This window comes from Dehalococcoidia bacterium (assembly GCA_021295915.1).
Taxonomy (GTDB): domain Bacteria; phylum Chloroflexota; class Dehalococcoidia; order Lucifugimonadales; family UBA1123; genus VXRN01.
On the sequence record JAGWBK010000020.1, the window covers coordinates 26,859 to 39,032 of the forward strand.

The window sequence follows — 12,174 nt, forward strand, 5'->3', positions numbered from 1 at the left end:
GCAGGCCGTCGACGTCGCTCATCTTCAATCCAGCATCTTCTAGCGCGTTGTACGCGGCTTCGGCGTGATGTTGCAGAGATGACTTGTTTTCTACCCGGCCTATCTCGTCGGACTCTGCTGCACCGACAATAGCTACCGTTCTTGACAAATCAGCCATATTGGCACTGACCTCCTGGGTTTACTACCGAGCGTGTGCTCCGGTCATTTGGTCTCCGACCTGAACTCGTCCGCCCGAACACTTCATGGCTGTGACGCACTTTCTCCTGAAAGCGCCGAATAGGTTAACCCACTCACGCAGTCTAAGCAAGCTGGCGTCACGAACATGGGGCAGGGATTCGGGATCTGGGGGGATCGTCCGTTGATTTCCTGTGAGTGGCGGGCCGGGATGCTGCAGGTTGCCGCCCAGCCAAAGAGCATCGTCCCGGGGTTAATCCCGGGACGCACTCGGAAAGGCGCCAGGAACCTGGTGCCTGACTATTCGTGAGCGACTATCCGCCCACTGAGGCGATCGCGTCCGCCTGGGAATCGTGAGTCTGGATGATCTTGTCGAAGCCGCTAATCTGGAAAATCTCTCGAACGGGGCCGGATAGGGAGCAGAGAGCTAGTTCGTTGTTGTTTCTTTGTAAGACCCTCGCGATCAGAAGAATTACTCGAAGGCCCGCACTGCTGATATAGGTGAGGTCTTCCATGTCGAGGACCATTGCGCCATCGTGGTCGTCAATCGCCGCTTGAAGCGCGTCCTGGAACTCTCGCGCGTTGGCGCCGTCGATTCGGTCCTGAGCCTTTGCGATTAGTACCTCGCCTCTCAGCTCGGTGCTTATGTCCATCTGTTCCATCTCCTTGATGTTCAGATTTCCCGATGTTGGCAAATTTCAGTTGCAGGTCACCACCCGCAGTTTACGCCGACTATCATAACAGGATGCCAGTGATTAGGCTCTCTTTATTCTATACGGTTGTCAAGGGTTGCCCTGAGTTACCTTGACCGTCCTCGATTCACAACCTAGAATGCGCCCATCAATTGGCACGAGGTTCTATGAGAAAGACACTTACGGTCGAGCTCATGTCCGCCGGGGGTCTAGTTTACCGTACCAACGGCAAAAATGGGATAGAGGTGGTGGTTTGCGGACGGGAATACCCTTCAGTTTGGGGACTTCCAAAAGGCACACCCGACCCTGGCGAGACTGAGGAGCAGACCGCGTTGCGCGAGGTCCGCGAGGAGACTGGCCTCCACGTTGTGTCCGAGCGCTACATAGACAGCATCAGGTACTGGTTCGTACGCGCCTCTGACGGCGCAAGATGCCATAAGATTGTTCACTACTACCTGATGAGGCCCGTTGGCGGCGATCTATCGCAACACGACCACGAGTTCGACTTCGTCGAGTGGAAGTCGCCCCCAGAGGCCTGTAGGACGCTCACCTACGAAAATGAGGTGGAAATTGTTCAGAAAGGTGCTTCCATGGTCGGGGAGGGAGTCTGACGCCGCTAACGGTAGAGACCCCGTTTTCGTCCAGGGAGAGCGTATAGTCCTGCGCGAGAAGCAGGTCTCGGACATTGCTGACGACTACCAGTGGCGTACAGACCCCGAACTCGCTGAACTGGACGCGACGCGCCCGCTCCAGATGAGCTTCAGCGACTTCGAACGCTACTCGATCGAGGAATTGAACTACCCGGCCTCCCGCTCGAAACGCCTTGCCGTCGACACCGTCTGTGGCTCCCACATCGGTAACGTCATGTTCTACGACATCGATCTCCGCACCGGCGAGGCCGAACTCGGCATTATGATTGGGGACAAGGACTACTGGAGCCAGGGTTACGGCACCGAAACCGTCGGCCTTCTGCTTGACCACATGTTTCAGGAGTACCCCTTCAACCGGGTCTATCTGCACACACTGTCCTGGAATTACCGCGCTCAGAAGAGCTTTCACAAGTCCGGCTTCAAGGATGTGAAACCCGTACGACGCGGTGGGCTCGACTTTATCCAGATGGAGATCTGGCGGCACGAATGGGACGCTATGCGCGCCGCCTCGGCCACCGAGCCCATGGACGAGTCGTCCGGACTGTAGCTAACGCGATAGCTCTCCGTCAGACGTCGAAAGCCATCAGTTCGTCCGTAAACACGATCTCCCCGTCGTAGATCTGCCGGACATCCCCGATTCCCTTCTCCATCGCACCGTGTCCTGACAGGTTCGGACCGATGTGAACAAGCGCGAGCTTCTTGACCCCCGCCTCCTGTGCCAGTCTGGCGGCGCCCTTGGTCCCGCACTGGAAATCGCCCTCACCGTTCTCGTCCATTACGTCCTGGTCGTCCCAGCACATGCACAGCATCACGTCCGCATCCTTCGCGAGGTCACGGACCGTGTCGCATGGCTGCGTGTCTCCGGTGAAAACGACAGACCCTCCGGGAGTGTCGAACCTGTACGCGAGCGAGTCGAGGAACGGCTGCACATGCTCTGCGGGGGCCGCCGTGACCTCCCAGTCCGACCCTGAATAGATCCGCCCTGGTCCGACATCTCTGGCGAACACGTCCGGAGCGGGTCGAGGGAGCGTACCGCCCCTATTCTCGAATACTCTGTGGCTCAGCGGGTGGCCGACCCGGGCCTTCCAGTCGTGTGCGAACACTCCGTCCTCTCCCAGGATCCCTTCAGTGACTCGCTCCGTCAGCGTCGGCCCATAGACCTCCAGCCGCTTCTCCTTCCCAATGCTCTGGTCCCATCTGCACAACAGAAAACACGGATAGTCGATGTCATGGTCGAAGTGGTGGTGCGTAAAGAACAGGTGGTTGACGTCAGTCGGCCACAACCCCGCTTTCACAAGTTTGTGCGTCGCCGCAGGCCCACAGTCGACCATTATCTTCTCGCCACCCGTCTCCAGCACGTAGGAGCTTCCAAACCGTGTCGGCGTGGGTGTTGGAGTTCCGGCACCCAGAACGTGAATTCGTGTCATGCTACTTGGTTCCTCCTGACTGAGATGGCCCACCATCTTCGAACAGCATGGCACACCATACCAACATGCTGACGATAACTAAACTCTCACATCCTCCTGAGGGTGGGCGACATTGCATACGTCACAAGAATCACAGGCGTGCTGATCAACGCCCCGATCACGATCGCCTCCTCGTTTCCGAACAGCGAAGCTAGTGCACCTCCTAGGATAAACCCCAGTGGAAACGACGCCGTCACCAGGCCGTACATGCTCAACACACGACCCTGCATATCGTTGCTCGCCACCGTCTGAAACAGCGTTAGCAGGAATATCGAATGTACCGCCCCTGCGACTCCCATGCTGAACAGCAGGGCCAGCGACAGAGGGAACACCCTTGAAAAGCCAAATGCCACGGCGCAAGCATCCCAGCAAAGTGCAGTCACAATGAGGGCAAGACCCTTCTTGGGAAAGTCCTGTACCGCCGAAGTGGCTAGCGCGCCAACCAGGAATCCCGCTCCAAGACACCCGGACATTATCCCGTACCCCGGTGCTCCTACGCCGAGCACGTCTCTCGCATACACGGGTATCAGCGGGGTCACCACGGCCGCAGGCAACTGCGTCACCGTGACAATAATTAGCGCGGGCAGGGGAGGCGTCTTCGCAATGTATGCAAGCCCTTCCCTGATCTGCGACAGGGCCGTCCCTCGCGACACCTCGGTAGGAGGCTTGGGTTTCACTCTGAACAGCAGCAATGCGCACGTTCCGAAAGCCGCCGCAACCATGAAGAACCCGGATGCGACCCCGAATGCACTGATCGCAAAGCCGACCACGACTGGCCCTATCAGCTCTCCCGCCGAACTTGATGATCCTGTCAGTGCGTTTGCGCTCAGAAGCCTCTTTCGTCCGACGAGGTCGGTTAGGAACGCCCTCAGCGCCGGCAGCGACAGCGACCGAACCGCTCCTACCACGAGCGTGGCGAGAACCAGGTGCCACGGCTCCATGTCACCGGTCAGTGCAAGCACGCCAAGCGGCAGCGCAAGCGCGACGAACGCAGTCCTGACTGCGATGAGCAGGTTTCTCCGGTTGTACCGGTCTACCACCACGCCCGCAAATGGCGCAAACAGAGCGATCGTGAGTCCCGGGAGGCCCGTGACGAGCCCCACCCAGAACTGCGAGCCAGTCAGAGTCAGGGCCATCCAGCTCATGGAGAACCGGCGCACCTCGGCCCCGAACTCAAATGGCATGTCCGCTATGAAGTAGTTTCTGAATTCCTTGTCGGCGAGCATCGAGAGCGACGCCGGTCGGCGGCCGAAGAGTCTCATGTAAAAGTCATTGGGGCCGGATGGGAGTCGCCCCGCAGCCGTATTAGGCCCAAGGTGACTCCAAAAGCGAAGCGGCGGAGTCCGTAGACACCGCCGCCTTGATTAAGGTCCAGTAATGGGTCCGATGGACGAGTGCTCCCCTGCCTAGAGTCTGGCTTCAGCCCTCTCCTTGAGCTCCTGAGTGACTTCGACGACCCTGTCCACCAGGTGCGATGGGACCTCCTCGAAGTGGTCGAACTCCATGGTGAAGCTGCCCTGACCTTGGGTCTGGCTGCGAAGCTCAGTCGCGTAGCTCAGCATCTCCGACTGCGGCGCCTCGACCTGCACGGTGGTCGTGCCGTCGCCATTGGGCACCATGCCCTGGATCCGACCACGCCGGCCATTCAGGTCTCCGATGATGTCACCGGTGAACTCGTCCGGGACGCTGATGTCAACGCTCATTACCGGCTCTAGGATGACGGGCTTGGCCTGCTGCAAGCCTTTGGTCGTCGCGTGTCCGCCGGCGATCTCGAATGAGACGCCCGACGAGTCGACCGTGTGGAAGCTGCCGTCCACCAGAGTTGCCTTCATATCTACTACTGGGAATCCTGCTACGACACCGTCAGTCAACGCGCCCCGGACACCCTTTTCGACCGAGGGGATGTACTCGCGCGGCACAGCGCCACCGACGATAGTATTGCCGAATTCAAACCCTGAGCCTCGCGGAAGTGGTTCCACTTCGATCCATACGTGACCGAACTGTCCGTGTCCGCCTGTCTGCTTCTTGTGCCTGTACTCGACCCGAGCCCTGCCGCTGATCGTCTCCTTGTACGGCACCCTTGGAATGTCCAGCACCATCTCAGCTCCGAACTTCCGCTGCATCTTTTCGAGTGTAACGTCGAGGTGAGTATCGCCCAGCCCAGACATTATCAGCTCGTTTGTGTCAGGCTCTCGAGTCAGAACCAGGGATGGGTCTTCTTCCACGATCCGAGCCAGTGACGACGTCATCTTGTCCACGTCGGCCTTCGTCTTCGGATAGACGGCCATCATGTACACCGGTGACGGGAACTCGAGACCTCCAAGAATCAGTGGCTGCTCGCGCGAACTTATCGTGTCGCCGGTCAACACGGAATTGAGCTTCGGAACAGCCCCTATATCGCCGGCCGCCAGTTCGGGTACAGCTTCTTGGTCACGTCCTCTGACCTCGAACACCTGCCCAATGCGCTCACCTTCCCCTCGGTTTGCGTTGTGCAGCTGCGAGTCGCTCTGGAACGTGCCGCTGTAGACTCTGAAGTACGACAGCTTGCCCACGAACGGATCGGCAGCAGTCTTGAACACGAGCGCGGCGAGCGGGCCAATTCCGTCGCACTCTAGCTCAACTGTATCTTCCGATCCGGGCACTCTTGCCGACACCGGTGGGGATTCGGCAGGTGAGGGGAGATATGACGTCGCGAAGTCCATGAACTCGTTGACGCCGATTCCTAGCGCCGGTGCACCAGCCAGTATGGGAACTAGCGTGCCCTCCATCAGGCCCGTCTTCACACCTGCGATCATCTCTTCCTGGGTGATCTCTTCGCCTTCGAGGTACTTGTCTGCGAGATTATCATCGATCTCTGCAACTGCCTCAATCAGACGCTCCCGCGCTTCTTCGAACTCGGATTCATGCCCCGCAGGGACTTCAGAGTTCGGATCCAGCACGTTTATCACGCCTGAGACCGAAGACTCGGCTCCGATCGGCAGTTGCACCGGCACGAGGTGCCGACCGAATCGATTTTGTAGAGATGCGACGACGCCCGAGAAGTCGGCGTTCTCCCTGTCGAGCTTCGATATGTACACGATGCGAGGAAGGTCACGGTTCTCCGCGAGCCTCCACATCTGCCCAGTGCCAACTTCGATGCCAGCTTGGGCGGCTACTACTATCACTGCGATATCAGCGACCCTGATACCAGACACGACCTCGCCTCTGTAGTCGGCATATCCTGGCGTATCGATCACGTTGAGCTTGTGTCCATTCCAGGGCACGTTTACGATCGCAGTGTTCACGCTGGTGGTGCGCTTGTGCTCCTCCGGCTCATAGTCCGAAACAGACGTCCCGTCCTCGACAGTGCCCAGGCGAGTTGTGACGCCAGCCGTGTGTAGCATGGCCTCTGTCAATATAGTCTTGCCTGCTCCACTATGCGACAAAAGAGCAAGATTCCTGATGCGCTCAGTGGTGACATTGGCCATTGACGTACTCCTTCAATTTTCTAGGGCTAAATCGCATTTTATTCAAACCCTGCCAAGCACGCAATCCTCTGACGTAAAGAGGCCTGTTCGTACCCCCATTTCGGTGGGATAGAAGGGTTGGGGTGAGGGTGAAAATGCCCTGGTTCCAAGATGGCGAAGTAATGCGAGGTTCTTCGTAAAGACCCTGCCTCGTGCCGGCAAAGCACGGAAACTGGGTGCGGCCGCGTATCTCTCTGAAGTGACACGCCTCGCGTGGGTCATGTTCCCACTTCGCTTCAACTCTGTACACGCAACCATGCAGCGATTACGCTATCGCGGTCACTACACCCCACATGAATTGGAGACTACAACATGATTGGATTCATAGGGGGCACCGGCCCCGAGGGCAGAGGACTAGCATTGAGATTCGCCATGGCTGGCGAGTCAGTCATGATTGGCTCAAGGGATGCCGGACGCGCGATCCAGGCCGCAGACTCGGTCACGGCGATCCGCCCCGGACTGCCTGTAACGGGAGGCCTCAACGAGCAGGTGGCGTCCGACTCTGACATCGTCTTCGTTGCCGTACCATACGCTGGCCATCGCCCAACTCTCGAGTCCTTGCACGACAACCTGGACGGTAAGTTGATCGTCGACGTCGTTGCTCCGCTCGCATTCAGCCGTGGTGTGGCCAGTGCAATCGTGCCGGAAGCTGGCTCTGCTGCTGAAGAGGCACAGCAGATTCTTACTAACTGCCCGGTCATTGGAGCGTTTCATAATTTGAGCGCCGAAGAGCTTCTCGAACCGGAGACAGTCATCGATGCCGACGTGATCGTATGCGGCGAGGATGCAGAGGCCAAGTCCAGGGTGATCGAGTTGGCAGAATTGATAGCCGGCATACGTGGAGTCGACGGTGGCGGACTGGCCAACTCCCGCTACGTGGAGAACCTGACTGCCTTGCTGATTAACATCAACAGAATCTACAGGGCGCACTCCACCATCAAATTAGTAGGAATCTAGACAGGAGAACGTAGAGACGTGAGCGGGCTGGTTCTGAGCATCTTGGTTGCGGCAATGGCCCTCGGAGGCCTGAACGTCGATCCTGACGTCCCTACCAGCACGGGTTCCAGTGCCGGTGTTGAAGTTCTTGCGTCCACTCACCGGATCGAGTTCCCCGAACGAATCGTTATACAGCTAACTGCCGACGCCTCCGAGGACATAAGCTCGGTCCGCATCTTCTACCGTGTGGGCGACGCTGACTCGCAGGTGTACGCTTACCCTAAGACCTTCGACAACTCCGGCCCTCTCTCCGCCAGGTTCGATATCAAGACGGGTAGCGGCGCTTACATTCCCCAGGGCGTGGACATCGAGTACTACTACGTCTTCACAGATGCCGAAGGGCACGACATCGAGTCCGATCGCTTCAGCTTCCCTTTCCTGGACCGCAGGTACAACTGGAAGGGCATAGAGTTCGATGACTTCACTCTCTACTGGCACGATCGCTCCGAGCGTGCAGTCCGAAGTGTTGGCGCTGATGTCTCGCTGAGAATGAGGCGAGTCAAACAGGTACTCGGCCTCGAAGGTGACTACAACTTCAAGGCCGTCATCATTAACGACCGCGCTGAAGCCTCCCGCAGCTTCCCGCCAGTGAGCCAGACGTCTCAGGACGTGTCGCTCTTCGGTGGGTTCGCAATGGGCAGCCACGGAGCCCTCGTCCTTGCCGGACTGAACCACGACGGCCTTGTTCACGAGCTCACCCACCTGATGGTCGATGAGGCCCTCGGTTCGCGTAACTCTCGCATTCCAGCATGGCTCAACGAGGGGATAGCGATGTACTTCGAGCCTCATGGACATCAGCGTGAGTCTGAAGTGCGGCGCGCTTTGGCTCGCGGAAGCCTCATCCCACTTAGGCACATGCGCTCCGTCCCTGGAAGGCCAGACGATGTACGTCTCTTCTACTCCCAGTCCGCCAGCATAGTCAGGTTCATGTCCGACGCTTTCGGCGAGGACCGACTGTCGACACTGTTTAGAACGATTGGCGAGGGCAAGTCAGTCGAAGACGCTCTGGTCTCCACCTATGGATTGAGTACTCAACAGCTCGACGGCGCCTGGCGTGCCCACCTGTCTGGTCAGAAGTCGTTCTTCGAGGTCGCCGACCCCGGAAGCCTGGGCACCTCGGCCATCATCGGCGGAGCGATCCTCGCGACCGCCACCGCCGCGACATTCGGCTGGATCAAGAAACTTCGCCAGTCAGAGCAGGCAGAATAGCCAGACCAAAACAAAAACCGCGATACTTGCGCAATTCGACACCAATCCGAAAGTCCCTTCTCCCTAGGAGGGTGCCCTGAGTGGGTATGGCGCCAAGCCATCCGTCGTTCCGGCGAAGGCCGGAACCCAGAGTCCGGGGACAAACGAACAGCTGGTTCACCTACCTGCGCTGGAGGGGAAGGTGAATTTCGGGATTTCCCCCTGTGCTACAATCACCCGCAACTTCCAGCCACCGCCCACTCACTTCACCCAAGGCCCTCCCATGCCAAGACGCTCCCTGTTTGTCTACGATGACCGCCTTTCGTCCCACACTCTGAGCGACACCCATCCCATGAAGCCGGTCCGGCTCCAGTACACCCACCGGCTCTTAGACAGCTACGGCGCCTTTTTGCCCGCACACTCCAACACCGCCCCTCCAAGGGAGGCAACCAGGAGTGAACTTGGTTGGTTTCACACGGACGAGTACGTCGACGGCGTTGAGAAGATAGGTGCAAATAGCCCCGACGCCGATCCGGCGACCTTCAATTTTGGGCCAGGAGACAATCCCGCCTACCCGGGAATCTTCGATGCCGCTGCTCTGTCCACAGGCGCAACCATGGTGGCCGCCGAAGCGCTGGTCTCCGGCGACGCCGAAGCTGCTTTTAACGTTTCAGGTGGCCTCCATCACGCTATGCCGGACCATGCCTACGGCTTCTGCGTCTTCAACGATCCCGTTATCGCCATCAACAGATTCCTGCGTGAAGGCATGAGGGTTGCCTACGTCGATATTGACTGCCACCACGGCGACGGCGTGCAGCACGCGTTCTACTCCACCGACCGCGTGCTAACCATTTCGCTCCACGAGTCCGGCGCGTTCCTGTTCCCAGGTACTGGGTTCGTCCAGGAGACCGGCGCGGGAGTTGGCAGGGGCTACTCAGTTAATGTCCCTCTGTACCCGTACACGTCGGACGAGGTGTACATGTGGGTCTTCAGGGAGACCGTCGTACCCCTGCTGACAAGATTCCGCCCGGACGTGCTTGTTACCCAGCTCGGAATCGACTCCCACTACCGGGACCCGATCACCCACCTCGCGCTCACTGTTCACTGAATTCGCCAAGTTGTCACCGCCCCGCTGGCTCGCACTTGGAGGCGGAGGCTATGACCTCCAGGCGGTTGCCAGGGCGTGGACCCTGGCCTACGGCGTGCTGTCAGAGCAACACTTCGATGACAGGCTGCCAACCGAGTACAGCTCCGAACACGGGATAGACGAGCTCCGCGACCCCGATGATCTGCGCCTGACCGATCAGATCCTGGCAGATTCTCGCCAGTTCGCCGAAGCCAGCGTCCAGTCCGTCCAGCGCCTCATCTTCCCAACCCACGGCCTTGGGACGGTATAGGGAATCTAGCCGCGATCATCCTCGACGGCCCACTGAAGGGCCTTGTCGATCTCCGAATGTCTGAACTCGAATCCGCTTTCTACCAGCTTTTTCGGTTTCATTCTGAGGCTCGAAACAACTACGTCTGATAGATCACCCTGCGCGATTCGTAGTGCGAATTTAGGTACCGCAAGGATCGCCGGCCTTCCTACCGACTTCCCCAGTGCCCTGGTGAAGACCGCATTGGTCACAGGACTCGGCGACGTAACATTCACCCCGCCTGACAACTCGCTGTTCTCCAACGTCCACACGATCGACTCCATCAGGTCCTCGCGCGTAATCCAGCTGAAGTATTGAGCGCCAGATCCCAGCTTGCCTCCCAAACCGAGCTTGAAAATTGGGAGCACGCGCTTCAACATTCCCCCAGAAGCCGTCAGCACGACGCTGATTCGCAGGTTGACCAGCTGGCTGGCAGGCCTCCTCCCACTCTTTGGTGGCGCCTGCAATGAAGTCAGTTCCCGGTCCGGCCGAGTCGTCCAGCGCCTCGTCCCCACGATCACCGTAGTAACCGCCGGCGGACGCGCACGCAAAGACTGACGGAGGGCTGTTAAGAGTCGCAAGGGTCGTGGACAGCAGCGTGGTTCCGACAACTCGGCTGTCCCTGATTCGCCGCTTCTGCTCATCTGACCACCGACGGTCAGCGATGTTCTCACCAGCGAGATGAACGACGGCATCGAAGCCTTCAAGCTCCGAGGGCTCCAGCACGCCCCTTGCAGGGTCCCACGTGACCCCGCTCACACCACCCCTCGTTTCAGGCCGTACCAGTCGGACCACCTCGTGACCGTCCGCCTCCAGCCTCCTCACCAGGGACCGCCCAATCAGCCCCGTCGACCCGGAAATGAGTGTTCTCTTCACCTCTTGCCTCCTTAGACCTCATCAGTTCGGCGCGCCACCTACGTGGCTCGTCAGAGAGGACGCTAATCACAGAGGTGGTATCCCCTCTCCCTCAGGGAGAGGGCTAGGGTGAGGGTGAATATCGTGTCCCTAATCGCCTATAGCTCCTCTAAATTCTACACGACCACCCCCAATGATATAATCGCAATGTATTCCATTGGCGCTGAAGTGCCACAGCCGCGACCGAGGTAACAGATTGGCGGTCAGAGAGATCCTCGAGATCCCCCACCCGATTCTCAGACAGCGCGCCAAGCGAGTCCGAAGAATAGACAAGCGCATACTTGGTCTCGCGTACGATATGGTCGAGACCATGCGCGAGGCCGGAGGCGTGGGCCTCGCAGCTAATCAGGTCGGTGAACTCCGTCGTCTGATCGTCCTGCAGATCCCTGATGAGGAAGAGGCCAGGATCTACTTCAACCCTGAGATCATCAAGCGCGAGGGCACGCGTGAGGTGGAAGAGGGCTGTCTGAGCTATCCGGGTTACAGGGCAATCATCGAGCGCTCTGTCTGGATCAGGTTCGGCGCACTTGACCACACAGAAAAGGAGATCAAGGTGAAGGCCGAAGGTCTGCTCGCCCAGGCGATGGAGCACGAGGTCGACCACCTGAACGGCATCCTGTACCTTGACCACCTTAGTGATCACACCAAGCTCTATCAGGTGGACGAGAACGGTGAGCCACCTGAATTGGCTGAGGACGACTCCGAGGGGGAGACCCTTGAGGACGAGTACGAGTTGGCTCCCGACACCGACGACGCTCCAGCCTCTATGAATGTCACTTAGCGTAGACTCCCTGCAACGAATCAGATTAGCGTGCCACCCGTGAGGGTGGCGCATTACTTGTATGGACATGACAGAAACCCAGCATGAAGTCCCTTAGCCCCCGTACACGAGCGCTCGCGGCGAAGGCTGCTGGTATATTCGATGCTCGTGGATTACGTGCCTACGTGGTGGGCGGCGCGATTCGCGACGACCTGCTTGGCAGGTCCACAGATGACGTGGACCTCGTAATCGACGGCTCGCCTCACGAGGTTGGGCCCGAACTCGCTCTGGCCTTGGAAGGGCGCCTCGTTTCTCTTGATGTACCCAGGGACATGGTCAGAATCGTGATCCCCTCAGGTTTGTCGACTGTCTATATCGACTTGGCAAAGATGGTCGGCGACACGATAGACGA

14 protein-coding genes are annotated in these 12,174 nt (G+C 58.7%); 8 read left to right on the forward strand and 6 right to left on the reverse strand.

Annotated features, from left to right (window positions below):
* Positions 1–488: 488 nt before the first annotated feature.
* The gene (locus tag J4G14_07485; protein MCE2457643.1) at positions 489–827 is read right to left on the reverse strand and encodes an STAS domain-containing protein; all 339 of its coding nucleotides are present in this window, start codon (positions 825–827) and stop codon (positions 489–491) included.
* A gap of 206 nt (positions 828–1,033) precedes the next feature.
* Between J4G14_07485 and J4G14_07490 the strand changes: the two genes are divergently transcribed.
* Together J4G14_07490 and J4G14_07495 are read left to right on the forward strand one after the other, a co-directional pair.
* Positions 1,034–1,477 carry an NUDIX hydrolase gene (locus tag J4G14_07490; GenBank protein MCE2457644.1) on the forward strand — a complete coding sequence of 148 codons (444 nt, stop codon included), beginning with the start codon at positions 1,034–1,036 and terminating at the stop codon, positions 1,475–1,477.
* Positions 1,437–2,063 carry a GNAT family N-acetyltransferase gene (locus tag J4G14_07495; protein ID MCE2457645.1) on the forward strand — a complete coding sequence of 209 codons (627 nt, stop codon included), beginning with the start codon at positions 1,437–1,439 and terminating at the stop codon, positions 2,061–2,063. Before J4G14_07490 ends, J4G14_07495 begins: the two co-directional genes overlap by 41 nt.
* Positions 2,064–2,082: 19 nt before the next feature.
* On the opposite strand, the gene J4G14_07500 is transcribed toward J4G14_07495, so the two are convergent.
* The 3 genes from J4G14_07500 to fusA all read right to left on the reverse strand — a co-directional run bounded on the left by J4G14_07500 (position 2,083) and on the right by fusA (position 6,449).
* On the reverse strand, positions 2,083–2,943 hold the full coding sequence (locus tag J4G14_07500; protein MCE2457646.1) for an MBL fold metallo-hydrolase: 861 nt from the start codon (positions 2,941–2,943) through the stop codon (positions 2,083–2,085).
* A gap of 86 nt (positions 2,944–3,029) precedes the next feature.
* Positions 3,030–4,244 carry an MFS transporter gene (locus J4G14_07505; GenBank protein MCE2457647.1) on the reverse strand — a complete coding sequence of 405 codons (1,215 nt, stop codon included), beginning with the start codon at positions 4,242–4,244 and terminating at the stop codon, positions 3,030–3,032.
* A gap of 144 nt (positions 4,245–4,388) precedes the next feature.
* Entirely contained in the window at positions 4,389–6,449 is a 2,061-nt protein-coding gene (gene fusA, locus J4G14_07510) for an elongation factor G (protein MCE2457648.1), read from the reverse strand.
* A 351-nt stretch (positions 6,450–6,800) separates the two neighbouring features.
* Here fusA and npdG point away from each other — a divergent pair, with 351 nt between their 5' ends.
* The 4 genes from npdG to J4G14_07530 all read left to right on the forward strand — a co-directional run bounded on the left by npdG (position 6,801) and on the right by J4G14_07530 (position 10,069).
* The gene (gene npdG / locus J4G14_07515; protein MCE2457649.1) at positions 6,801–7,445 is read left to right on the forward strand and encodes an NADPH-dependent F420 reductase; all 645 of its coding nucleotides are present in this window, start codon (positions 6,801–6,803) and stop codon (positions 7,443–7,445) included.
* Positions 7,446–7,463: 18 nt separating this feature from the next.
* The gene (locus J4G14_07520; GenBank protein ID MCE2457650.1) at positions 7,464–8,693 is read left to right on the forward strand and encodes a DUF1570 domain-containing protein; all 1,230 of its coding nucleotides are present in this window, start codon (positions 7,464–7,466) and stop codon (positions 8,691–8,693) included.
* A gap of 262 nt (positions 8,694–8,955) precedes the next feature.
* Positions 8,956–9,780, forward strand: a complete 825-nt coding sequence (locus J4G14_07525) for an acetoin utilization protein AcuC (GenBank protein ID MCE2457651.1) — start codon at positions 8,956–8,958, stop codon at positions 9,778–9,780.
* A gap of 10 nt (positions 9,781–9,790) precedes the next feature.
* Positions 9,791–10,069, forward strand: a complete 279-nt coding sequence (locus J4G14_07530) for a hypothetical protein (protein ID MCE2457652.1) — start codon at positions 9,791–9,793, stop codon at positions 10,067–10,069.
* Between the two features lie 5 nt (positions 10,070–10,074).
* On the opposite strand, the gene J4G14_07535 is transcribed toward J4G14_07530, so the two are convergent.
* Both J4G14_07535 and J4G14_07540 read right to left on the reverse strand, forming a co-directional pair.
* Positions 10,075–10,299 carry a DUF1731 domain-containing protein gene (locus J4G14_07535; protein MCE2457653.1) on the reverse strand — a complete coding sequence of 75 codons (225 nt, stop codon included), beginning with the start codon at positions 10,297–10,299 and terminating at the stop codon, positions 10,075–10,077.
* Complete coding sequence (locus tag J4G14_07540; GenBank protein ID MCE2457654.1) at positions 10,229–10,963, reverse strand: NAD-dependent epimerase/dehydratase family protein; 735 nt, start codon at positions 10,961–10,963, stop codon at positions 10,229–10,231. The genes J4G14_07535 and J4G14_07540 overlap by 71 nt, the downstream gene beginning before the upstream one ends.
* A 235-nt stretch (positions 10,964–11,198) precedes the next feature.
* Here J4G14_07540 and def point away from each other — a divergent pair, with 235 nt between their 5' ends.
* Both def and J4G14_07550 read left to right on the forward strand, forming a co-directional pair.
* Positions 11,199–11,783: a peptide deformylase gene (def, locus tag J4G14_07545; GenBank protein ID MCE2457655.1), complete on the forward strand. Its 585-nt coding sequence runs from the start codon at positions 11,199–11,201 to the stop codon at positions 11,781–11,783.
* A gap of 83 nt (positions 11,784–11,866) precedes the next feature.
* On the forward strand, positions 11,867–12,174 hold a 308-nt coding region (locus J4G14_07550; GenBank protein MCE2457656.1), incomplete at its 3' end, for a hypothetical protein.

Excerpts from the sequence above, each read along its gene's own strand:
- J4G14_07485 (MCE2457643.1), bottom strand. The coding sequence starts at position 827 with ATGGACATAAGCACCGAGCTGAGAGGCGAGGTACTAATCGCAAAGGCT.
- J4G14_07490 (MCE2457644.1), top strand. The coding sequence starts at position 1,034 with ATGAGAAAGACACTTACGGTCGAGCTCATGTCCGCCGGGGGTCTAGTT.
- J4G14_07500 (MCE2457646.1), bottom strand. The coding sequence starts at position 2,943 with ATGACACGAATTCACGTTCTGGGTGCCGGAACTCCAACACCCACGCCG.
- J4G14_07505 (MCE2457647.1), bottom strand. The coding sequence starts at position 4,244 with ATGAGACTCTTCGGCCGCCGACCGGCGTCGCTCTCGATGCTCGCCGAC.
- fusA (MCE2457648.1), bottom strand. The coding sequence starts at position 6,449 with ATGGCCAATGTCACCACTGAGCGCATCAGGAATCTTGCTCTTTTGTCG.
- npdG (MCE2457649.1), top strand. The coding sequence starts at position 6,801 with ATGATTGGATTCATAGGGGGCACCGGCCCCGAGGGCAGAGGACTAGCA.
- J4G14_07525 (MCE2457651.1), top strand. The coding sequence starts at position 8,956 with ATGCCAAGACGCTCCCTGTTTGTCTACGATGACCGCCTTTCGTCCCAC.